Source organism: Cupriavidus basilensis (genome assembly GCF_008801925.2).
In the GTDB taxonomy this organism is placed as follows: Bacteria; Pseudomonadota; Gammaproteobacteria; order Burkholderiales; family Burkholderiaceae; genus Cupriavidus; species Cupriavidus basilensis.
Map to the genome: position 1 here is coordinate 2,192,184 of NZ_CP062804.1, position 21,353 is coordinate 2,213,536.

Consider the following 21,353-nt stretch of genomic DNA (forward strand, 5'->3'; position numbering starts at 1 on the left):
AGGGCGCCATGCAAGGCGAGCTAATCGCGCGACGACAGCGGCGGCGCGATCTCTTCCAGCGGGCGCCTTTCCGCATTGACCGCATAGCGCAGGGCAAACAAGCCCGCGACGATCACCAGCGCCGCGCCTATGCCATAGCCAACAGCCACCGCGGCGCGGCTGCCGCTGTCGATCAGCGCGCCAAACAGCAACGGCCCGATAAAGCCCCCGGTGCCCGTCCCCACGGCGTAGAACACAGAGATGGCGAGGGCGCGCGTCTCGATGGGAAAGACCTCGCTCACCGTCAGGTAAGCGGAACTGGCCGCCGCCGAGGCCAGGAAAAACACAGCCGACCAGCACAGCGCCTGGCTGCGCGCGTCAAGCCAGCCCTGCTCGAAGGCCCACCCGGTCATGGCCAGTCCCACGCCGGAGAGCACATAGGTCAGACCGATCATGCGGCGCCGCCCGACGTGGTCGAACAGTGGCCCCAGCAGCAGCGGCCCCAGCACATTGCCCAGCGCAAAGGGAAAGATGTATAGCCCCACGCGGTTATCGGGCACGCCGTGAAAGCGCGTGAGCACGAGCGCATAGGTAAAGAAGATTGCGTTATAGAAGAACGCTTGCGAGACCATCAGCGCCAGGGCTACCGCGCTGCGCAGCCGGTAGCGCTTGAACAGCACATGCACGACCTCGCCAAGCGTGGGGGCCGCGCGCCTGGAAAGCAAGATTGTGCCCGTGGCCGGCGGCAACGCGCCGTACTGGGCCACCACCTGCGCCTCGATGGCGGCGACGATGCGCCCGGCTTGCTCGCCACGCCCATGCGTGAGCAGCCAGCGCGGGCTCTCCGGCACGTCCCGGCGCACCAGCAAGATGGCTAGCGCCAGCACCGCGCCGAGCAGGAACGCCACGCGCCAGCCCAGGGCCGGGCCCAACACGCGCGGATCCAGCAGCACCAGGCTCAGGCCCGCGCCAAGCGCGGCACCGAACCAGAAGCTGCCGTTGATGGCCAGGCTGACGCGTCCGCGCACGCGCGCCGGGATCAGTTCATCGATGGCCGAGTTGATCGCCGCGTACTCGCCCCCGATGCCAAGGCCCGTCAGGAAGCGGCACACCGCGAAGAAGACGAAACCCGTGGAAAAAGCGGTGGCCAATGTCGCCGCCATGTACACCGCCAGCGTCACCAGGAACAAGGCCTTGCGGCCAAGGCGGTCCGCAAGGCGGCCGAACGCCAGCGCGCCCAATACCGCGCCAGCGATGTACAGCGACCCTAGCCACCCTACCTGCGCCGCATCGAGGCCCAGCCCATCCGGGCGCTCGAGCACGCCGCCCAGCGAACCCACCAGCGTCACCTCGAGCCCGTCGAGCACCCATGCCACCCCCAGCGCGATCACCACCCGCCAGTGCCAGCGCGACCACGGCAGGCGATCCAGCCGGGCGGGGATATCGCTCTGAATAAGTGGCATGGCGGGGCTCCGTCCCGGTGCGGTGATTGGCAAGCCTGCGCCGCAGTCCGCGCCTGAGAGGCGCTTGCGGCATCGGCTCAGCCGTTCACAATGTTTCCGATGTTTGCGCCATGGATCTACATGACCTGGCCGGCGATGCCGTTCGCCGCGCGGTAGGCCAGGAAAACGTAGCCGCCAGCGCCCGGCACGCCAGGCGCACGACGCCTACAATGAATCATGGCCACCATAAAAGGGAACCGCCATGATCGTCTATATGCTCTTCCTCGGGGCAGTCGTCCTGCTCTATGCCTTCGTCATTCGCGCAGGCTTTTTCCACAAGTCGGTGCTCTATCCGGAACATGCCCATCCGTTCCATTACTGGTGGGACCGGATCGTCCATCACCAGAAGAAAGAGAAAGCCAGCTAAGGCGCTTGGCGCTTGGCGCTTGGACCCCGCAAGGCCTGACCTGGCCGCCCAGCCCGCCGATTGGCGGGCTGTTTCATGCCGGTGACTGGCACCGGACGCCGGGCGTGGTCCCCGCAACGCAAAATGGAAAGCGAGCGCCCCGACAAAGCGGCCCTTGCTGCTCATGGTTACCTGCCCCGGTGCTAAACTGGCCGCCCTTCTTATCCGGCCATTGCACCCTATCCATGCGCATTTCCCGCCTCGCTACCCGAGCTGCACTCCTTTCAGTCTGCCTGGCATCCGCCAGCGCCGGTGTCATCGCCGCCGAGGCCCCACCCGCGCCCACGCCCGACCAGGTCACCGCCGCCATCCAGCAATCGGAAGCCGAGCGCCTGAAGCAACTGGAGCAGACTGACCCGGCCGCGGCCGAGCGTGCGCGCTCGCCGTTGGTGGCGGGGATCATGGCTTCCATCAAGGCGCATACGGTCAAGGGCTGCCTGCCCGCCAGCGGCGGCGAGATCGTCTGCATCGTCGGGGTCAAGGCCGGCCGCCGCGACGGCTACCGTGCACTGGCCTTCGGCGGCAACCCGGAGCCGTGGGTGCTGGTGCGGCGTGAAGAACCCGCCATCAGTGGCCCGGACGCCGCGCAAGCCACCGCCTCGATGCGCGAATTCGCCCGTGGGCAATTGAAGACCCAGACGGATGCGGAGGCCGTCGCGGAACTGACCGCAATGGCCACATCGCTGACGGTCAAGCAACTCAACGAGTGCAGTCTGAGCCACGATAGCGGCAACGTGCGCTGCTCTGCCCTGATCTCCACCGGCGGCAAGCCCGACCAGCGCGTCACCGGTTTTGCCTTTGCGCTCGAAGCCGGCGGCTGGCGGTTTGTGCCGCGCGAGCAGTAAGCAGGCCGCGGGGGCCATCCGGTGCCACTGCCCCGCAGGGAGCGGAGATCACATCTCCTAGCTTCGAATGTTGATCCAAGTCAAGTGAGTGATGGAGCACAATCCCCACGCTATTGGGGCAGATGCCCAGCGCCCACGGTGCGACACTGCGGGCGGGCGAGAAAAGCGTCTCGCCCAATGTCACTTCTTCATGCCCTCCGTTTACCCGGTGGGCATTTTTTTTGCCTTGCCGTCCTTTGGCCACGAATTTACAAATTATCCAAATATAGATAAACTGTACAGATTGATCGCACCTCTGAGTCCCTGCAAGCAGCAAGAGCTGTTCGAGCAGGAACAGGAAAGGGAAAGCGGCCCACGGTTTGATTGAGACTTTCACACCAGTTGCAATCTGACGACATGGCGCCGCAGGCCATGACGATGGCACGCCTGCCCTGCGGCGCGCTATCGATGCTCAGGGGGCCCGGAATCCATCGGCCCTGACAACGCCTTCAATCTAACAAGACTTAACGATGATGCTGAATCTTCCAACCTTCGATGACGTGGTAGCGGCCGCGCGCCGGATTGAAGGCTTTGCCCACCGGACGCCCGTGATGCGCTCCACGACCGCCGACAAGGAACTGGGCGCCGCTTTGTTCTTCAAGTGCGAGAACCTGCAGCGCACTGGCGCCTTCAAGTTTCGTGGTGCATTCAATGCGCTGGCGCGCTTCGATGCCGCGCAGCGTCGCCGGGGCGCTCTTGCCTTCTCCGGCGGCAACCACGCGCAGGGCATCGCACTGTCGGCGGCGTTGCTGGGAATACCTTCGACGATCCTCATGCCGCACGATGCGCCGGCTGCCAAGGTGGCGGCGACCAAGGGCTACGGTGGCAAGGTGGTGCTCTATGATCGGTACACCGACGACCGCGAGGCAATCTGCCACAGGCTGGCGGAGGAACAGGGCCTGACGCTGATCGGGTCCTATGACCAGCCGGACGTGATTGCCGGCCAGGGAACCGCCGCCAAGGAATTGTTCGAGGAAACGGGCGAGCTCGACGCGCTGTTCGTCTGCCTGGGCGGCGGTGGCTTGCTCGCCGGCTCCGCACTGTCCGCGCGCGCACTGGCGCCGCGGTGCAAGATCTACGGCGTAGAGCCCGCCACCGGTAACGATGGCCAGCAATCGTTGCGCTCCGGCGCGATCGTGCATATCGATACGCCGAAGACCATCGCCGACGGCGCGCAAGCGCAGCACCTGGGCCGTCACACGTTCGAGATCATTCGCCGTGATGTCGACGATATCCTTACCGCCAGTGACGACGAGCTGGTCGATGGCATGCGCTTCTTTGCGTCACGCATGAAGCTGGTCGTGGAGCCAACCGGCTGCCTGGGCCTCGCCGCCGCACGCGGCATGAAGGCCGAACTGAAGGGCAAGCGCGTGGGCATCATCGTTAGCGGCGGGAATGTGGACATTGACCGTTTCGCGGCGCTTCTTGCAGGCTGAGTTGCGTGATTCGCGCGTGTACACCCGAAACATCGGGTCCCGCGCGAAACGTCCTCGCCACAATGGCCTATGGCGCTCATCCGCATCATCCCGATGGCGGATCGCCGGGCGTCGGCACAGGCGCTTTTCCGCCGTCAATAGTCCTTCACGATTACCCCAACAAGGGGGGATCGTCCCCACCCGAGATGGGTGCACAATCCGGCCTGAAACAGCAACCGCAGGCCTCGAATCCCATGCTAAATGACGCGAAACCACAGATCGATCCGGCCCGCCGCGGCGAAGCCGTGAAGGAGTTGGGCGCCGATGCGCTCACGGATACGGGGATGCCTGGCGCTCTGGCAACGGTGCAGCAGATCGCGGAACGCCGGACGCGGGCCCTCGCGGATTTGCTCGAAGAATCGATTCGGAGCGGGACGCCGCGGGCGCCGCGAAGCCATCGCAGGCGGTAACTTTCTCCCTTCCTTCCTCCCTTCCTCCCTTTCTCCCTTGTTCCCGTTCGCCGGCGTCCAGAGCCGGCGCGACCGGCGCACCGGTCATAGCCGGCGCCGTGATCCTCCTGGCTCCTGGCCCCTGCCGCGGTCGTCATGGGCACCTTGATTACCTGTCGCGTAATTGGCGCGCAGCTCCCCAGCTCCCACACTGAGCTTGCCTGGACTCGCCAGGTAACCGCCACCGGAGCTGCCTCATGCCTGCCGCCGCCAGTACCCATTCCGCCCCGTCCCTGCGCCATCCCGGCGCCTCAAACCCCGCCCGGCTCCATTCCACACGGCCCGGCCATGTGCTGACCGCCGAGCGCACGGCGGCCCTGCTGCCCGACGCCCGCCTCGCCGTCTACGCTGGCGCGCCGCACGGCCTGCCGTTCACGCATGCGCAGCGGCTTGGCGCGGACATCCTGGCGTTCGTGCGCGAACTCGGCTAAACCCCTTGCCAAGGACGCCAGCCATGACCTCCTCGAGCCTGAACCGCGCCGAGAGCGCGCCCGTCCCGCACCACGCCGCCGCATCGTCCCCGACCCCCATGGACCGCCTGGCCCTGTTGGTGATGCTGAGCGGCACCTTCATGGTGGTGATGGATTTCTTTATCGTGAATGTGGCGCTGCCGGCCATCCAGCGCGAATTACACGCCAGTGCCGGCGCGCTGCAGTTCGTGGTGGCGGGCTACGGCCTGGCCAACGCCACCGGGCTGATCACCGGCGGGCGGCTGGGCGACATGCTCGGGCGGCGCCGCATGTTCATGCTGGGCCTGTCGCTGTTCGCGCTCGCCTCCGCCGCTTGCGGGCTTGCCCCGTCCGCGCCCGCACTGGTCGCGGCACGCGTGGCGCAGGGCCTGGCGGGCGCGCTGCTCCAGCCGCAGGTGCTGGCCATGCTCTCGCTCACCTACACCGGCCCCGCGCGGGCTCGGGCTTTCGCCGCGTACGGTCTCACACTGGGCCTGGCGGCGCTGCTCGGCCAACTGGCAGGCGGCGCGCTGATCCGGGCCGACCTGGGCGGGCTGGGCTGGCGCACTTGCTTCCTGATCAACGTGCCCGTGGCAATCATTGCGCTGCTGCTGGCGCCACGCGTGTTGCGCGTATCGCCGCCCATCAGCGGCAGCAAGCCGGACGTGCCTGGCATGGCGCTGTTGGCGGCAGCACTGGGTGCGCTGGTGTGGCCACTGGTGGAAGGCAGGCAGCAAGGCTGGCCGCCCGCCGCCCTGCTTACGCTAGCCATGGCGCCCGTGTTGCTTGCCGTGTTCGCCTGGCATCAGCGCTGGCTGCATGCGCACGGCGGGCAGCCGCTGATGAGCCCGGCGCTGTTCGCCGCACCAGGCTTTGCGCGCGGGCTGGCCGTGACGGTCGCCTTCTACGCCGGCAACGCCTCGTTCTACTTCGTGCTGGCGCTCTACCTGCAAGACGGCCTTGGCCTGAGCCCGCTGCAAGGCGGCGGCGCGTTCACGATGCTGGCGCTGGGCTTCTTCGCCACCGCACTGGCCGCGCCGCGCATTGCCGCCCGCCTGGGGCGCTCGTCCATCGCCTATGGCGCGATGCTGCTCGCGGCTGGACACTGGCTGCAACTGGCGAACACGCTGCTGCCATGGCAGGCGCAAGGCACAGGCTTGATGACCGTGATGCTGATCCTGCTGGTGGTCGAGGGCGCGGGCATCGGCATGGTGATGGCGCCGCTGGCCTCCACCGTGCTGGCGGGGACGGCGCAACACCATGCCGGCGTGGCCGCCGGTGTGCTGGCCACGGTGCAGCAGGTGGGCAATTCGGTTGGCGTGGCGCTGGTCGGGAACCTGTTCTATGCGCGGCTGGAAGGCGCCGGCACGGCACATGGCTACGGCAGCGCCTTTGCCTGGTGCCTGGGCTGCCTGCTCGGCCTTGCGCTGCTTGTCACCCATCTTTGTCGCGGGCGGCGGCTGGCCGCGTCCCAGTAGACCCCGCAGGCGAAAGGGCATTCGGGGGCGTCGCCCGGCAGGATGGGAGTGCCAGGGCTGCCGCGCCAGAATCGGCTGGATTTCGCCTCTTCCGGCATCTAGAGTTACCAGCATCCTTCCCTACGCCCCGGCGCCCGGGTATCCAGGTGTGCGCCGGCGGCGGCGACGAGGTGACTTATGCAGAACGGAAAAGACGTCGCCCGCGGCCCCATGCCCGCCAGCCCGTGGCAGGTGCCGGACCTGACACCGGAGCGGGTGTTGCAGCTCGGGATGGGCTTCTGGGCCTCCAAGACCCTGCTCAGCGCAGTGGAGCTTGGCGTGTTCACGCAACTGGCGAAGGCGCCACAGCCGGCCGGCCCCCTGGCCGCCGCCCTTGGCCTGCATCCACGCGGCGCGGTGGATTTCCTCGACGCGCTGGTGGCCCTGCACCTGCTCGAGCGCGAAGACGCCGAGGCACCCAGCCGGTACAGCAACACGCCCGACACGGACCTCTTCCTGGACAAGGCCAAGCCCAGCTACGTAGGCGGCCTGCTGGAGATGGCCAATGCGCGCCTGTACCCCAGTTGGGCGTCGCTGACCGATTCCCTGCGCTCCGGCCTGCCGCAGACCCAGGCCGACGAGCATGGCGACCTCTTCGCCGCCATCTATCGGGACGAACAAGGCCTGCGCGGCTTCCTGCAAGCCATGACCGGCGTCAGCCTGGCCGCCGCCCAGGCGATGGCGCGCAAATTCCCTTGGGCGCAGTGCGAGACCTTTATCGACATCGGCACGGCGCAAGGGGCCCTGCCGGTGCAGATCGCGCTGGCCCACCCGCACCTGCGTGGCGGCGGCTTCGACCTGCCCGCCGTTGGCCCGGTCTTCGAGGAGTATGTCGCCGCGCATGGCCTGCAGGATCGGCTGCGCTTTTATCCCGGCGATTTCTTCAACGACCCCTGCCCGCAGGCAGACGTGCTGGTCATGGGGCATATCCTGCACGACTGGGATCTCGAGCAGAAGCTATACCTGCTGGAGAAATGCCACGCCGCGCTGCCATCCGGCGGCCGCCTGATCGTCTATGACGCAATGATCGACGATGCGCGCAAACAGAACGTGTTTGGCTTGCTGATGAGCCTGAACATGCTGATCGAAACCCCGGGCGGCTTCGATTACACCGGGGCGCAGTGCTGCGCCTGGGCCAGGCAAGTGGGCTTTGCGCAAGCGCGGGTGGAACCGCTCACCGGGCCCGACTCCATGATGATTGCGACCCGCCAATGACGTAGCAACGCCAACCCGTCGGAGGGAACATGCCATGGCTGAGATCGAAACAGAAGAAGTGGTCAGCGTGCTGAACCGGATCCTCGAAGCCGAGCTTGCGGGGGTGGTGCGCTATACCCATTACTCGCTGCTTGTGTTTGGCTTCGGCCGCATCCCGATCGTTTCCTGGCTGCGCGAGCAGGCCAACGAATCACTGCTGCATGCCCAGCAGGCGGGGGAATGGATTACCACGCTGGGCGCGTATCCGTCGCTGGCCATCGGCAAGCTGCTCGACAGCCACACCTTCGATACCGCCGCCATGCTGCGTGAGTCGCTGGATGCGGAAAACGCTGCCCTCAAGCTATATCGCGAGCTGCTGGCGCTGGTGGAGGATCGCTCCGTGGCACTGGAGGAATTCGCGCGCCAGATGATCCAGATCGAGGAACTGCATGCCGGCGAGGTCGACAAGATGCTGCGCAAGCCGGGGCAGGCCGCAGCCTTCGCACCGCCGCCAAAAGCCTGACGTGCCATCCGCGCGGCCGCCGGACCGCGTATCCCCCATGCCGTCGCCATGGCAAACAACACGCCATTCGGCCTGAGCGCGCACCGCCATACCATCAGCCACGCCCGCGCCTGGCGCGTGACCGATGCGCCGGATTACGCCATCATCGCCTGAATCCAGGCATCATCTCCACCGCGGTGGCGCCGTTTGGCGGCGACAAGAAGCCCGGCGTTGGCTCCGAGCGCCCAAAATACGGGATCGAGGATGACCTGGAATCAATAAAATCGGAGCCGGCAGCGCCTGGCAGAAAACACAAGAACGGAGACAACATGAAGAGAATCGGCATGATCGGCATTGGCATGATGGGCCATGGCATCGCCACCAACATCGCCAGGCACGGCCACCCGCTGGTGCTGCTCGACCATCCCGGCAACCAGCCGTTGGACAAGCTGCTGGCGGCTGGCGCCACCGCGGCCGCCACCCCGGCCGAGCTTGCGCGCGCGGTCGATATCGTGATCCTGTGCGTCACAGGCACGCCTGAGGTGGAGGACGTGCTGTTTCGCCCGGACGGCGTGCTTGCCGGCCTGCGCCAGGGCGCCGTGGTGATCGACTGCTCCACCGCCATTCCCTCGTCCACGGAGCGCATTGCCGCAGCGGTGGCCAAGGCCGGCGCACGCTTCCTTGACGCGCCCATGACGCGCACGCCCAAGGAAGCCGAGGAAGGCCGCCTCAACCTGATCGTCGGCGGCGACCGCGCCTTGTTCGAGCAATGCCGGCCATTGCTGTCCTGCTTCGCGGAAAACATCGTGCACGCCGGGCCAGCCGGCTCGGGCCACCGGCTCAAGCTGCTGCACAACTTTGTCTCGCTGGGCTTCTCCGCCGTGCTGGCCGAGGCCGCCGCCTGCGCTGAGCGCGCAGACGTGGACCCGGGCGTGCTGGTGGAAGTGCTGGCCAAGGGCGGCGCAGACGGCGTGATCCTCAACCGCATGCGCCCTTACATCGAGTCGCAGGACAAGTCCGGCTTCCGCTTCTCGATTGCCAACGCGCTCAAGGACATGGGCTACTACACCACGATGGCGCAGGAGCTGGGCGCCGCGCGGGCCACGGCGCAGGCGGTGCGGGATACCTACGAGCGCGCCAGCCACACCGCCCGGCCGCAGCCGACGGTGCCGGAGCTGATTTCGATCCTGGCGGACGAGGCAAGCAAGACGGCCTGATCCCCGCTCAGATCGCCCGCAGGTCGGGCAGCAGGCGATCGCACTCGCGCTTGACCACGGCATAGCACTCACACACGCGCCGCTCCAGCCCTGGCCGGTCGAGCACTTCGATTTGCCCGTGATGATAGCGAATCAGGCCGGCGTTCTGCAATTTCAGCGCTGCCTCCGTCACGCCGGAACGCCGCGCGCCAAGCATGTTGGCAATCAGCTCTTGCGTCATCTTCAATTTGTTGGTTGGCAAGCGGTCCATGCTGAGCAGCAGCCAGCGGCACAGCTGCTGCTCGATGGAGTGATGCCGGTTGCATACGGCCGTCTGCGCCATTTGCGTGATCAGCGCTTGCGTATAGCGCAGCAGCAACCGCTGCATGGGGCCGGCGCGATTGAATTCCGCCTTCACCGTGGCGCTGTCAAGCCGATAGGCCGTGCCGGCGCTCTGGACGATGGCACGGCTTGGCGTGGTCTCGCCCCCCATGAACAGCGCGATCCCGACCATGCCCTCGTTGCCAACGATGGCGATCTCGGCCGATGCGCCGTTTTCCATCACGTAGAGCAAAGATATGATCGACGTGGTCGGAAAATACACATGATTGAGCCGGTCCCCAGACTCATAGATCACCTGCCCCAGCGGCAAATCCACCAGCACCAGCTGCGGCGCCAGGCGCGCCCATTCTTCTTCCGGCAACACCGCCAACAGATGATTGGCTCTGGCGTCTTCCTGTGTCTGCATGGGTGTGCCTCGTAGGTTCAGGACCTGCCTCTTGCCGGCATCTGCCATGGCAAATCAGGGTCAGGACCGCCATCTGATCCACAGTCTAAACCAGCCGCATGACGCGCTTATCGAAGCCGCCAGACACTGCGCCATAGAAAGAGAACCCAACTTGCACGCTAGCGTACCGACTTGCCATAAGCCCCCGCCTAAGATGCCCCCAGATGTCGATCGACCGGATGCCATAGGGCTGCGGGGCCGCATCATAGCCAAGGCATGCCTCCCCCTCCCCTTGGGGCATGCGGTAGCTAGTGGCGCTCGAACCACTTGGCAGGGGAAACGTTCTGGAGGGCACATGCAAGCCCAAGCTAATGGTCACAGTGTGATCGTCTATCCCGACATGGTCGGTGGATGGTACTTCGCGGAGATCGACAGGAAAGCTGTCTACCGCTTTGGGCCATTCCAATCGCACAAGCTCGTCAGGGAGTTGGTGGTGGTGTTATTCCCGGAGATTCCGGTGCTTGAGTTGGTCGAGCCGTCGCCGGAAATGGATGACAGCGCGCTGATGATCCTGGGCAATGGGGAACGGGTATCCCAAGTCGCGGAAGCGCAGGGAACTGCCAGGCAGTAGACGCGGCTGCGACCGGGCAGGGTTCATGCGGCCGACCGGCGATGGCGGCAAACGCAAGCCAACGCTGAACGTCATTCCTTTCATGCCCTCGGCCTTCGGGCCGGGGGCTTTTTTTGCACCATGCGCCGCGTTGGATTCCGTGTCCGCCATCGTACCGACTTCGCAGCCGATCCATGTCAGTCTCAGCCTGTCGCGGCGCCGCATTGCGGCCCTTCGCCATGTAGCGCGCCATGCGATAGATCCCGAGGTGACATCATGCGCAGCGTCCTGTATTTCCGGCTTAGCGGCATCGCTGCCGCGAGAAGCATGCAATCTTCGTTGCAGGCGCTGCCTGTTGCCCCTGTCCATATCGATGGGCCCTGGTTCATCCAGCGCGACGACCAGCCCATGGAAGGGTTGCCCCGGGCCGCGTCCAGGCAAACCACGTATCGCCAGGAATGGGCGATAGCGGGCACGGTGATCGGCGCCATATCGGCCGTTGCCGCGACGCTGCATCTCGGCACCTCGGCGGGCACCTTTGCCAGCGTCCTGGCCTGCGTGGCAAGCGGGGCGCTCGGCGGCTTGTGCGGCGCCTGGCTCGCGGGCCAGCTTGGCGCACGCATCCCGCGCGGCAAGGTTGCCCGCGAGCGCGCGCAGCTCGCGCAAGGCGAGATGCTGCTGGTCGCAAGCTGCGCCGCGGACGCGAAGGATTCCGTCAAGCGCATGATCCATGAACTGGGTGGCGTAAGCGTTGAGGAACACAGTGACGTCATGCCAGGTTTCCGGTGGGCATGAAGCACTGCGGATGACCGCCGCAGCGCATCACGCCTGCGGCGTGGTAGTGATAGGAGCATGTCATGCGAACTCGTCTTATGATTTGCGCTGCTGCGCTCGCACTCGCCCAAACAGGGTGCCTGTGGGTACCCGGTGGCGAAGGCCGCACCGGTGGCGATGGCGGCTATCGCGGTGAAGACCGGCATGACGGCCATCCGGGCAACGAATGGAACAACGACCACCGCTCCGGCGATCGCGGACAGGCGTATGGCACGGAGCGCAACGGCGATAACCGGGAGCACGACTAGCGCCAGGAAGCCGTTGGACGCAATGACGTAGCCGGATAGCACGCGCGCAAAAATGCGGCACACCGCGGTGCTATCATCCAACGGCCCTACCCTCCCCAATCGCGCCGATGCCGCCGGACCCCGCACCAGACAAGCCCACTGCCGCCAACGCGCTGCCTGATATCCGCCGCCTGCGCGCCCGCTTTGTCGCCATTTCCTGGCGCGACCTGGCCGTGTCCTTCGGCCCCGTGCTGGCCCTTGCCCTGGCCGCCATCTGGCTCGCCGTATGGCTGGTGCAGCCGGCGCCGCCGAGCACCATCTCCATCAGCGCGGGCCCCAAGGGCAGTTCCTTCTACAACGCCGCCGAGAAGTACGCAAAGATCCTCGCACGCAATGGCATCACACTGAATGTGCTGGCTTCCGAAGGCTCGCGCCAGAACGTGGAGCGGCTGGCCGATCGCAAGCAGGACGTTGACCTGGCGCTGGTCCAGGGCGGCGTCTCCGGCGATGTGGACACCGAGGGGCTGGTCTCGCTGGGCAGCGTGTTCTACGCGCCCATCACGGTGCTGTACCGCGGCAAGGAACAGCACAAGCTGTCCGACTTCCGCAAGTCGCGCATCGCCATCGGGCGCGAAGGCAGCGGTGCCCGCGCGCTGGCGCTGACGCTGCTCAAGGCGAACGGCATCGAGCCGGGCGGCAGCGCCGAGCTTATCGCGTTCGATGGCGACGACGCCGCCCAGGCGCTGGTCGACGGCAAGATCGACGTGGCCATGCTGACCGGCGATTCCGCCACCGGCCCGGTCATGCGCAAGCTGTTTCGCATGCCGGGCATCCGCCTGCTGGATTTCGCCCAGGCCAGTGCTTACACGCGGCGCTTTCTCTATCTGCAGGAGCTGGTGTTGCCCGCCGGTGTATTCGACCTGGGCAAGAATCTCCCGGCACATCCGATCCGCCTGATCGGCCCGACGGTGGAGCTGGTGGCGCGCGACTCGCTGCATCCCGCGCTGTCCGACCTGCTGATCGAGGCCGCGCGCGAGGTCCATGGCAAGGCCGGGCTGCTGCAGAGCGCCGGGCAGTTTCCCTCGGCCACCGCGCATGAGTTCCCGCTGAGCGACGACGCCACGCGCTATTACGCCTCGGGCAAGGGCTTCCTTTACCGCCACCTGCCCTTCTGGCTGGCGAGCCTGCTCTCCCGCGCACTGGTGCTTGTGCCGGTGATCGTGATCCTGATCCCGGCGTTCCGGCTGGTGCCTTCGCTCTACAGGTGGCGAGTCAAGTCCCGCATCTATCGCTGGTACGGCATCCTGATCGAAATCGAGCGCGTGGCGCTGGTAAACCCCTCCGAGGAAGAAAAAGCCGCTCTGGCCCAGCGCCTTGACCACATCGAAGACGCGGTCAACAAGATGAAGATGCCGCTCGCCTACGCCGACCAGTTCTATGTGCTGCGCGAGCATATCGTCTTTGTGCGGCGCAGGCTGACGGGCGCGCTCTGAGCCGGCGCAGCGGCGCGACTTCCCCGGCGCACCCAGGTTCACGCATGGCGGCAGCCCATGAGCGCGGGATGGCGCCTGCTTGAGCCTGCCCAGGCCGTGCGACCTGTGCGCTCTACCACACCAAACCACGGCACTGACGCGCGGAAAACAAAATAGAATCGACGCCTGAGACCACTCAAGGATTCTCATGCCGGGAAAAACAAAGCGGTCCGGTGACCTGGCTACCGCGCTGGCGGCGCTAGCCGGCCTTTCCTATCTCCCGCCGGTTGCGGCCGCACCGCTTACGTTCGCGTCGCCCCCCGCCGAAATCGCCAAGGCCGTGCTCGACGATGAACCCGGCACCGTGGCGGTGGGCATCTGGCGGAACCAGCAAGGCCGCTTCGCGCTGCAACGCAATCCAGTAGGTAGCGTCGGCGAGGTTGTGGAGGACGACAGCGCGCACGCACAGCCGCTCTTCGAGATCGGCTCCATCAGCAAGGTATTCACCGGCCTGCTGCTCGCGCAGGCCGTGGAGCGCGGCGACCTGTCCCTGGACGACACGCTGGGCAAGCTGCTCGAGGCAAAGGCCACCTTGAAGCCCGAAACCGCCGCCATCACCCTGCGCCAGCTGGTGACGCACAGCGCCTGCCTGCCCCGCGAGCCACAGGACTTTCCCGGCTACGGCACGCCAAACCCCTTCTCCCGGCACGACCGCTGGAAAATCTACGCCGGTCTTTCCGGCATGACGCTTGAGCATGCGCCACCGTGCGGCGCGGCGTACAGCAACCTGGGCATGGGCCTCGTCGGCCAACTGCTCTCGGACCACTACGCAAAGCCATGGGATGTGCTGGTGCGCGAGAACATCACCGGGCCGCTGGGCATGCGCGACACGATGCAATACCTAGGCCGGCAGGCCAGCCGGCTGGCCACCGGCTATCAGCACGAGGCGCTCCAGGGACCATGGGATTTCGATGCGCTGTCTGGCGCCGGCGCACTGCGCTCGACGGCCCCCGACCTGCTCCTGCTGGCGCGCGCCCTCATGGCTGGCCGGGCCGGTCCGCTTGGCCCGGCGGCAGAACGGGCGCTCACCCCCCTGGGCTACTTCCGTGGAGATGAGATCGGCTATGCCATCCTGATCCGTGGGCCGGCCGGGCATCGAACGTATCACCACGACGGGCTTACCGGGGGCTACCGGACACTGCTGGCATTTGCACCTGATACACAGGAAGCCGTGGCGATACTGGCCAGTAATTCGCACGCCAGCCCGGTTAAGGTTCTGACAGGCATTACGGCCAGCCGCTACCCGATCGCCCCGGCTACCCAAATGGCGCCAGCACCGGCCGCATTGGCCGAGTACGGCGGCGTCTACCAGGCAGACAAGGACACCAGCTTCACCTTCGTGGCGCAGGACGGCAAGCTCTATCGCCGCTCAACGGGCACAGGGTTTCGCGCGCTCTCGCCCGGCGGGCCAGACACCTTTGTCGACGCCGATGCCGGCGCGCGGTACGTGTTCAGCCGCGAGGCCGGCGAGATCGTGCGGGTCGACTACTACCTGGGTGATAGCGGCTTTGGCGGCTTTAGCAGCTTTAGCGGCGTCGCGGGGCTACGCACGAAGGAAGCCGCGCCGCCGGTTGCCGTAGTGTCGCTCGACACGCAACTGGACTACGCCGGCCACTACCGCGCCCGCCGCATCATTCGCACGGACCTGGACCTTGATGTTCGCGCGGAGAACGGGCAACTTGGCGTGCGCGCCGGAAACTGGTTTCGCCGCCCCGTGTTCCCCGTCGCCGGCAAACCGGATCGGTTCGCCTACGAAAACGGCCGCAGCCAGCTCCAGTTCGAGCGCGATGCGGCCGGGCATGTCGCCGGCGTGGTCCTGTATGAGAATGGCGTGATTCGGCTGCGCCGCCTTCCTTGATGCTGCACGGCCGCATCGCGGCCATCACTTGCGTTGCGGCCTCTGCAACCCCACCAGCTTGTCACGATCTTTGCAAGCGCCTCGGCCAGCGCTGGTTGGTTCAGTCTGGCAAGGCAGCGCCCGGGCACGCGGTCATCGCGCCGGATGCGGATACAATCCGGCAGCGCCGACTTGTCAATCACGACCGTCCATCACGACCCGACCCCATCCATGCCTAACCCTACCCGGGCCTTCCTTCTTGGCCCGCTGCTCAAAGGCGTTTCACGCTCCTTCTATCTCACCCTGCGGGTGCTGCCCGCCGGGATGCGCGATCCGATCGGCCTGGCTTATCTGCTGGCGCGCGCCGCGGACACCATTGCGGACACCTCGCTGATTTCACCGCAGCAACGGCTGGAACTGCTGCTATCGCTGCGTGATCAGGTCAACGGCGCCACGGACGATGGCACGCTCATGCGGCGGCTGGCGGCAGAGGTCGCCGGGCAGCAAGCGCTATCGGACGAGAAGGTTCTGCTCGAATCGCTCGGCCCGGCGCTGACAGTGCTGTCCCAGCTAAGCGCGGCCGATCGGACGGCGGTTCGCGAGATCGTGTCGACCCTGGCTTCCGGCATGGAATTTGACCTGCGCACGTTCCCCGACGAACACTCCGGGCAGATCGGCGTGCTGCGCGAATGGGAAGAGCTGGACCGGTACACCTACCTGGTCGCGGGATGCGTGGGAGAGTTCTGGACCAAGATGACCTACGCCCATATGCCCGGGACGCTCAAGGCAGACTCCGAGGCGATGCTGCTGCGAGGCGTGCGCTTTGGCAAGGCGCTGCAGATGACCAATGTGCTGCGGGACTGCGCCAAGGACCTGCGGATCGGGCGTTGCTACCTGCCCGAGACCATGCTGGACCAGTATGGACTGACGCCACAAGACTTGCTGTTGCCAGGCAATGCGGCGCGCGCGAAACCACTTCTGTTCGCGCTGATCCGCACGACGCTGGATCATTTCCGTGAGGCGGTGGATTACACGTTTGCGATTCCGGCGTTCTCTGTGCGATTGCGCCTGGCGTGTTTGTGGCCAGTGCTTATCGGGCTGGAGACGCTGCTGCTGCTTGCGGGCAATGACGATTGGCTGGATCCGGCGAAGGTGTCCAAGATACGACGCAGCGAGGTGTATCGGATTGTGGGGTATTCGGCGTTGATGGCGCCGTCCAATGGCTTGCTGCGGATCTGGGTTGAGCGGTTGATCGGGGGGATCGAGGCGCGGCTGGAACGTTAATGGCAAAGGATGCCTTGCGCATCTCCGGAGCGAACCCCTAGGCCGTTGCGCGCCTCGCCTTTGCACCCGCCGCATAGCGGGTTTCCAAGGCAGCAATCACTTGCTGCTGGAGTGGTCGTCGCCACCAAGCGGATCGACAATGATCATGGTGCGGTCCAGCACCCCGCGATTGTCAAAGTAGGCGCTGAAGTGGGCCGGCTGGTAAGCGCCGACGTAGAGCCGGTACGACCACGCCTCACGCTTCATCAGCGGGTAGTACTCGACCGGCTCGCGCGGCAGGCCGAAGCGTTCGGCCACGTCCTGCTTGGTCCAGGTACCCGGGCGCGCCTCATAGATCTCCTTCTCGGTCAGCATCTGGCGGAAACTGGTGAGGTTTCCGCTGGCATCGAAATCCGCCGCGTAGACTTCGAACCCGAGCGGCTGCTTTGAGTAGATCCAGCGGCTGGTGCCGCCGGCAAGCTGGTAGGTCTCCGTGGGCTTGCCAAAGGTGTCGCGCACGGCGCTCTGCGGGCTGCCGATCATTTTTTGCGCGGTCTCCACCGGCTGCAGGAAGGCGCAGGCACACAGCGCGAGTGCGGCGGCGGCAGCCCCCATCCATCTGGCTAAGCGATATTGCATGACCATTCTCCATCGTTGGCCCGGGTGGTGTTCTCGGGCCAGGAACCCTTCCAGCATAGTCCAAGTACGCGCACACGCCGCGGCACGACGGAGCGCTCTGCTTCGCGTGCCTTATTCCGCGCGCCCTATTCCGTGCGCCCGTCCACTCGCCGCAACGCCGCCCCCACTTCCCCATAAAACTCCCGCAGCGCCGCTACCTCCAGGTCCGGCGGCAATAGTGCCGGCCAGAGCAGCGCCACGATATCCTTGGCGGTCCGCTCGATATCCACCGGCCGCTGCCTGGCGATTGCGTCCCAGAGAATGTGTTCCATCGGCCCGAAGATCGCCGAGCGCAGCAAGCTCAGCGGCAGGTCGGCCCGGATCTCCCCACTCTCCCGCGCGCGCGCCAGCATATCCATCAGCGGCGCGGTGTAGCGCCGCTGCAGCGGCACGAACACCTCGCCCAGCCCCGGCCCCCTGGCGCGGCCTTCGGAAAGCACCAGCGCGCATAGCCCGGTGCCCTGGATCAGGAACAGCCGAAGGTGCGTGCGCACGAAGAACTCGAGCTGCGCCTTGGTGCTCTGGCCGCGCGGCATGCCTTCTTCCACCGCCGCGATGATCTCGTCGTACCAGTCTTCGATCACCCGCACGCAAAGCTCGCGCTTGCCGTGGAAATAGGTGAACACCGTGGCTTCGGAGATGCCCAGGCGCTGAGCGATCTCGGTGGTGGTGGCGCGCTCGTAGCCCATCTCGGCAAAGACTTCGCGGGCCACGCGCAGGATGTCGCGGATGCGTTGCTCCGCCTTGGCGCTCGCGGGGACGCGGCGCCGCACCATGATGTCGTCCATCGACGTGTTACCTCGCTTGCCGGAAGCCGGCGATTATAGTGCGGCGCAGCATAAAACAGATGCCCGGGCACGCCTTGGGGCGCTGCTCGCCCCCGTCACGGGATTGTAATTGATCTTTACTCAACTCATGGTTGCAATTTTTCGGGTCTGCGTGTACTTTTCCAGTCAACGCCACAGCCCCGATGCTAGCTAAGACGGGACGAGGGCCAGAATATATGCGCACTCCCCGACTTGAGCCACACTCAACAAAGTTGAACAAACCTCAAGAAACCGGGATACGGACAATATTGCGACAGCGCTTTGGAGACGAGTATGACGATGCAGGGTGCGGCTAGCCCAACGATCTTGCCCATTGGCGGGCTCTCCCACGTCAGGGGCAGTACCGACATTCCCTTGTCCGAGCTGACGGTGCCGGCGCTGCTAACCGAAACCGTAGCGCGTTTCCCGGATCGCGAGGCGGTGGTGTTTCGCGAGCAAGGCATCCGCTGGAGCTGGCGGGAATTTGCACAGGTGGTGGACGCCATGGCCGGGGGCTTGCGCCTGCTGGGCCTGGAGCGCGGGGACCGCATCGGCATCTGGTCGCCGAACCGGGTGGAGTGGCTGGTAACGCAGTTCGCCACCGCACGCCTTGGGCTGGTGCTGGTGAACATCAATCCGGCTTACCGCCTGGCGGAGCTGGAATACGCGCTGAACAAGGTGGGCTGCAAGGCGATCGTGGCGGCGGAGTCGTTCAAGACGTCGCGCTACCTGGAAATGCTGCAGACGCTGGCGCCGGAGTTGCAAAGCTGCGAGCCGGGCGCGCTGCAGGCAGCGCGCCTGCCCGCGCTGCGCTGGGTGATCCGCATGGGCGGCGAGCGCACGCCGGGCATGCTGAACTACGATGCGCTGCTCGCCCATGGCACGCATGCCCTCACCGGCGAACTGGACGCGCTCACCGCGCAACTGGACCGCTACGACCCGATCAATATCCAGTTCACCAGCGGCACCACCGGCGCACCCAAGGGCGCCACGCTGACGCACCGGAACATCGTCAATAACGCACGCTTCATCGCCATGGCGATGCGCTTCTCCGAGCAGGACAAGCTGTGCATCCCGGTGCCGTTCTACCACTGCTTCGGCATGGTGCTGGCCGTGCTGGCCTGCGTATCCACCGGTGCCTGCATGGTGTTCCCCGGTGAGGCGTTCGAGCCGGCGGCAACCATGGCGGCGGTCAGCGAGGAGCGCTGCACGGCCTTGCACGGCGTGCCGACCATGTTTATCGCCCAGCTGGATCATCCGGATTTTGCCAAGTACAACTTCTCCACGCTGCGCACCGGGATCATGGCGGGCTCGCCCTGCCCCATCGAGACAATGAAACGCGTGATCTCGCAGATGCACATGGCGGAAGTGACGATCGCCTATGGCATGACCGAGACCAGCCCGGTTTCCTTCCAAAGCTCCACCACCGACCCGCTCGACAAGCGCGTGACCACCGTGGGGCTGATCCAGCCGCATCTTGAGGTCAAGCTGGTGGACGGCACCGGCGAAATCGTGCCCGTTGGCGAAAAGGGTGAACTGTGCACGCGCGGCTACTCGGTGATGCAAGGCTATTGGGACGACGAGCCGCGCACCCGCGAGGCGATCCGCGATGGCTGGATGCACACGGGCGACCTCGCCACCATCGACGCCGAGGGTTACTGCAATATCGTCGGCCGCGTGAAGGACATGCTGATACGCGGCGGCGAGAACGTCTATCCCCGCGAAATCGAGGAATTCCTGTTCCGCCACCCGAAGGTGCAGGCGGTGCAGGTGTTTGGCGTGCCGGACCCCAAGTACGGCGAGGAAGTCTGCGCGTGGATCGTGCTCAAGCCGGGCGATACGGCCACCGAGGACGATATCCGCGCCTTCTGCCGCGACCAGATCGCGCATTACAAGATTCCGCGCTACATCCGCTTTGTCGACGAAATGCCCATGACCATTACCGGCAAGGTGCAGAAGTTCGTGATGCGCGAGCGCATGACGCTGGAACTGGGGCTTGGCGACAAGACCACGTGACGACCCAACCGAATCCCATCTGACATCGGGCCGCCGTCTGCCGCGGCCGTACTCCACTAGATAGCGAGCACTCAACCATGAACGAACTCCCCGGCCTCAATTTCCACCTCGGCGAAGACATCGACATGCTGCGCGAGACCGTGCGCAACTGGGCGCAGGCCGAACTGGCGCCGCGCGCCGCAGAGATCGACCGCACCGACCAGTTCCCGATGGACGCCTGGAAGAAGATGGGCGACCTTGGCGTGCTCGGCATCACGGTGGCGGAGGAATACGGCGGCGCCAATATGGGCTACCTGGCCCACATGATCGCCATGGAAGAAATCAGCCGCGCCTCGGCATCGGTCGGCTTGTCGTACGGCGCGCACTCCAACCTGTGCGTCAACCAGATCCACCGCAACGGCACCACCGCGCAAAAGGCCAGATACCTGCCCAAGCTGGTCTCCGGCGACTGGATCGGCGCACTGGCCATGAGCGAGCCCAACGCCGGCTCCGACGTGGTGAGCATGAAGCTGCGCGCGGACTTCAAGGGCGACCACTACGTGCTCAACGGCACCAAGATGTGGATCACCAACGGCCCGGATTGCGATGTGCTGGTGGTCTACGCCAAGACCGAGCCGGACCTTGGCGCGCGCGGCATGACCGCCTTTATCGTCGAGAAGGGCATGAAGGGCTTCTCGGTGGCGCAGAAGCTGGACAAGCTCGGCATGCGCGGCTCGCACACGGGCGAGCTGGTGTTCCAGGATGTCGAAGTGCCGGTGGAGAACATCCTCGGCGGCGAGAACCTGGGCGCCAAGGTGCTGATGAGCGGCCTGGACTATGAGCGCGCCGTGCTCTCCGGTGGCCCGGTGGGCATCATGCAAGCGTGCATGGATGTCATCACCCCCTATATCCACGACCGCAAGCAGTTCGGCCAGAGCATCGGCGAGTTCCAGCTGATACAGGGCAAGGTGGCCGACATGTACACCACCTTGCAGGCAGCACGCAGCTACCTGTACACGGTGGGCAAGAACCTGGATTCGCTCGGCACCGAGCACGTGCGCCAGGTGCGCAAGGACTGCGCCGCGGTGATTCTCTATACCGCCGAGAAGGCCACCTGGATGGCCGGCGAATCCGTGCAGATCCTGGGCGGCAACGGCTATATCAACGAGTACCCGGTGGGCCGCCTGTGGCGCGACGCCAAGCTGTACGAGATCGGCGCCGGCACCTCGGAAATCCGCCGCATGCTGATCGGGCGCGAGCTCTACGCCGAAACGGCCTGAGCATCCAGCCG

The 21,353-nt window shown here is 65.8% G+C and carries 20 protein-coding genes; 16 read left to right on the forward strand and 4 right to left on the reverse strand.

Translation table 11 applies throughout. The annotated features are described in order from the left end of the window. Positions 1–20: 20 nt before the first annotated feature. Positions 21–1,442, reverse strand: a complete 1,422-nt coding sequence (locus F7R26_RS30685; protein ID WP_150992738.1) for an MFS transporter — start codon at positions 1,440–1,442, stop codon at positions 21–23. A 241-nt stretch (positions 1,443–1,683) separates the two neighbouring features. Here F7R26_RS30685 and F7R26_RS30690 point away from each other — a divergent pair, with 241 nt between their 5' ends. The 8 genes from F7R26_RS30690 to F7R26_RS30725 all read left to right on the forward strand — a co-directional run bounded on the left by F7R26_RS30690 (position 1,684) and on the right by F7R26_RS30725 (position 9,574). Further along, a complete protein-coding gene (locus tag F7R26_RS30690) occupies positions 1,684–1,848 on the forward strand; it encodes a hypothetical protein (protein WP_170302016.1) in 165 nt (54 codons plus the stop codon). 224 nt (positions 1,849–2,072) lie between these two features. Then, on the forward strand, positions 2,073–2,732 hold the full coding sequence (locus F7R26_RS30695) for a hypothetical protein (RefSeq protein ID WP_150992740.1): 660 nt from the start codon (positions 2,073–2,075) through the stop codon (positions 2,730–2,732). Between the two features lie 509 nt (positions 2,733–3,241). Next, a complete protein-coding gene (locus tag F7R26_RS30700; protein WP_150992742.1) occupies positions 3,242–4,207 on the forward strand; it encodes a threo-3-hydroxy-L-aspartate ammonia-lyase in 966 nt (321 codons plus the stop codon). A gap of 685 nt (positions 4,208–4,892) precedes the next feature. Then, positions 4,893–5,126: an alpha/beta fold hydrolase gene (locus F7R26_RS30705; protein ID WP_150992743.1), complete on the forward strand. Its 234-nt coding sequence runs from the start codon at positions 4,893–4,895 to the stop codon at positions 5,124–5,126. 23 nt (positions 5,127–5,149) lie between these two features. Further along, a complete protein-coding gene (locus F7R26_RS30710) occupies positions 5,150–6,622 on the forward strand; it encodes an MFS transporter (RefSeq protein ID WP_150992746.1) in 1,473 nt (490 codons plus the stop codon). Positions 6,623–6,799: 177 nt separating this feature from the next. Continuing rightward, positions 6,800–7,876, forward strand: a complete 1,077-nt coding sequence (locus tag F7R26_RS30715) for an acetylserotonin O-methyltransferase (RefSeq protein WP_241754593.1) — start codon at positions 6,800–6,802, stop codon at positions 7,874–7,876. A 34-nt stretch (positions 7,877–7,910) separates the two neighbouring features. Beyond that, positions 7,911–8,378 (forward strand): ferritin-like domain-containing protein, encoded by a 468-nt coding sequence (locus F7R26_RS30720; RefSeq protein WP_150992748.1) that lies wholly within the window; start codon positions 7,911–7,913, stop codon positions 8,376–8,378. 308 nt (positions 8,379–8,686) lie between these two features. Further along, positions 8,687–9,574: an NAD(P)-dependent oxidoreductase gene (locus F7R26_RS30725; RefSeq protein WP_150992750.1), complete on the forward strand. Its 888-nt coding sequence runs from the start codon at positions 8,687–8,689 to the stop codon at positions 9,572–9,574. Positions 9,575–9,581: 7 nt separating this feature from the next. Here the strand turns inward: F7R26_RS30725 and F7R26_RS30730 are convergent, their stop codons facing one another. Then, positions 9,582–10,301 (reverse strand): Crp/Fnr family transcriptional regulator, encoded by a 720-nt coding sequence (locus tag F7R26_RS30730; RefSeq protein WP_150992752.1) that lies wholly within the window; start codon positions 10,299–10,301, stop codon positions 9,582–9,584. Between the two features lie 334 nt (positions 10,302–10,635). Here F7R26_RS30730 and F7R26_RS30735 point away from each other — a divergent pair, with 334 nt between their 5' ends. The 6 genes from F7R26_RS30735 to F7R26_RS30760 all read left to right on the forward strand — a co-directional run bounded on the left by F7R26_RS30735 (position 10,636) and on the right by F7R26_RS30760 (position 16,604). Continuing rightward, on the forward strand, positions 10,636–10,911 hold the full coding sequence (locus F7R26_RS30735) for a hypothetical protein (RefSeq protein WP_150992754.1): 276 nt from the start codon (positions 10,636–10,638) through the stop codon (positions 10,909–10,911). A 255-nt stretch (positions 10,912–11,166) separates the two neighbouring features. Continuing rightward, positions 11,167–11,685, forward strand: coding sequence for a hypothetical protein (locus F7R26_RS30740; RefSeq protein WP_150992756.1), 519 nt, complete (start codon positions 11,167–11,169; stop codon positions 11,683–11,685). A 62-nt stretch (positions 11,686–11,747) separates the two neighbouring features. After that, positions 11,748–11,972: a hypothetical protein gene (locus F7R26_RS30745; RefSeq protein WP_150992758.1), complete on the forward strand. Its 225-nt coding sequence runs from the start codon at positions 11,748–11,750 to the stop codon at positions 11,970–11,972. Positions 11,973–12,079: 107 nt separating this feature from the next. After that, positions 12,080–13,444 (forward strand): TAXI family TRAP transporter solute-binding subunit, encoded by a 1,365-nt coding sequence (locus F7R26_RS30750; protein WP_150992760.1) that lies wholly within the window; start codon positions 12,080–12,082, stop codon positions 13,442–13,444. A 187-nt stretch (positions 13,445–13,631) separates the two neighbouring features. After that, positions 13,632–15,341, forward strand: a complete 1,710-nt coding sequence (locus F7R26_RS30755; protein WP_150992762.1) for a serine hydrolase domain-containing protein — start codon at positions 13,632–13,634, stop codon at positions 15,339–15,341. A 210-nt stretch (positions 15,342–15,551) separates the two neighbouring features. Then, positions 15,552–16,604 (forward strand): phytoene/squalene synthase family protein, encoded by a 1,053-nt coding sequence (locus F7R26_RS30760; RefSeq protein ID WP_150992764.1) that lies wholly within the window; start codon positions 15,552–15,554, stop codon positions 16,602–16,604. Between the two features lie 96 nt (positions 16,605–16,700). On the opposite strand, the gene F7R26_RS30765 is transcribed toward F7R26_RS30760, so the two are convergent. Then, positions 16,701–17,222 carry a hypothetical protein gene (locus F7R26_RS30765; protein ID WP_150992766.1) on the reverse strand — a complete coding sequence of 174 codons (522 nt, stop codon included), beginning with the start codon at positions 17,220–17,222 and terminating at the stop codon, positions 16,701–16,703. Positions 17,223–17,347: 125 nt separating this feature from the next. Further along, positions 17,348–18,049, reverse strand: coding sequence for a TetR/AcrR family transcriptional regulator (locus F7R26_RS30770; RefSeq protein WP_150992768.1), 702 nt, complete (start codon positions 18,047–18,049; stop codon positions 17,348–17,350). A 312-nt stretch (positions 18,050–18,361) separates the two neighbouring features. Between F7R26_RS30770 and F7R26_RS30775 the strand changes: the two genes are divergently transcribed. Both F7R26_RS30775 and F7R26_RS30780 read left to right on the forward strand, forming a co-directional pair. Continuing rightward, positions 18,362–20,083: an AMP-binding protein gene (locus tag F7R26_RS30775; protein ID WP_150992770.1), complete on the forward strand. Its 1,722-nt coding sequence runs from the start codon at positions 18,362–18,364 to the stop codon at positions 20,081–20,083. A 77-nt stretch (positions 20,084–20,160) separates the two neighbouring features. Beyond that, a complete protein-coding gene (locus F7R26_RS30780) occupies positions 20,161–21,342 on the forward strand; it encodes an isovaleryl-CoA dehydrogenase (RefSeq protein ID WP_150992772.1) in 1,182 nt (393 codons plus the stop codon). The last annotated feature ends 11 nt before the right edge of the window (positions 21,343–21,353 follow it).

Bases quoted from the DNA above. Each gene is read 5' to 3' on its own strand.
- F7R26_RS30740 (WP_150992756.1), top strand. From the start codon at position 11,167: ATGCGCAGCGTCCTGTATTTCCGGCTTAGCGGCATCGCTGCCGCGAGA.
- F7R26_RS30775 (WP_150992770.1), top strand. From the start codon at position 18,362: ATGACGATGCAGGGTGCGGCTAGCCCAACGATCTTGCCCATTGGCGGG.
- F7R26_RS30760 (WP_150992764.1), top strand. From the start codon at position 15,552: ATGCCTAACCCTACCCGGGCCTTCCTTCTTGGCCCGCTGCTCAAAGGC.
- F7R26_RS30690 (WP_170302016.1), top strand. From the start codon at position 1,684: ATGATCGTCTATATGCTCTTCCTCGGGGCAGTCGTCCTGCTCTATGCC.
- F7R26_RS30685 (WP_150992738.1), bottom strand. From the start codon at position 1,442: ATGCCACTTATTCAGAGCGATATCCCCGCCCGGCTGGATCGCCTGCCG.
- F7R26_RS30700 (WP_150992742.1), top strand. From the start codon at position 3,242: ATGATGCTGAATCTTCCAACCTTCGATGACGTGGTAGCGGCCGCGCGC.
- F7R26_RS30770 (WP_150992768.1), bottom strand. From the start codon at position 18,049: ATGGACGACATCATGGTGCGGCGCCGCGTCCCCGCGAGCGCCAAGGCG.
- F7R26_RS30730 (WP_150992752.1), bottom strand. From the start codon at position 10,301: ATGCAGACACAGGAAGACGCCAGAGCCAATCATCTGTTGGCGGTGTTG.
- F7R26_RS30780 (WP_150992772.1), top strand. From the start codon at position 20,161: ATGAACGAACTCCCCGGCCTCAATTTCCACCTCGGCGAAGACATCGAC.
- F7R26_RS30705 (WP_150992743.1), top strand. From the start codon at position 4,893: ATGCCTGCCGCCGCCAGTACCCATTCCGCCCCGTCCCTGCGCCATCCC.
- F7R26_RS30750 (WP_150992760.1), top strand. From the start codon at position 12,080: ATGCCGCCGGACCCCGCACCAGACAAGCCCACTGCCGCCAACGCGCTG.
- F7R26_RS30725 (WP_150992750.1), top strand. From the start codon at position 8,687: ATGAAGAGAATCGGCATGATCGGCATTGGCATGATGGGCCATGGCATC.
- F7R26_RS30745 (WP_150992758.1), top strand. From the start codon at position 11,748: ATGCGAACTCGTCTTATGATTTGCGCTGCTGCGCTCGCACTCGCCCAA.
- F7R26_RS30765 (WP_150992766.1), bottom strand. From the start codon at position 17,222: ATGCAATATCGCTTAGCCAGATGGATGGGGGCTGCCGCCGCCGCACTC.
- F7R26_RS30715 (WP_241754593.1), top strand. From the start codon at position 6,800: ATGCAGAACGGAAAAGACGTCGCCCGCGGCCCCATGCCCGCCAGCCCG.
- F7R26_RS30735 (WP_150992754.1), top strand. From the start codon at position 10,636: ATGCAAGCCCAAGCTAATGGTCACAGTGTGATCGTCTATCCCGACATG.
- F7R26_RS30720 (WP_150992748.1), top strand. From the start codon at position 7,911: ATGGCTGAGATCGAAACAGAAGAAGTGGTCAGCGTGCTGAACCGGATC.
- F7R26_RS30710 (WP_150992746.1), top strand. From the start codon at position 5,150: ATGACCTCCTCGAGCCTGAACCGCGCCGAGAGCGCGCCCGTCCCGCAC.
- F7R26_RS30695 (WP_150992740.1), top strand. From the start codon at position 2,073: ATGCGCATTTCCCGCCTCGCTACCCGAGCTGCACTCCTTTCAGTCTGC.
- F7R26_RS30755 (WP_150992762.1), top strand. From the start codon at position 13,632: ATGCCGGGAAAAACAAAGCGGTCCGGTGACCTGGCTACCGCGCTGGCG.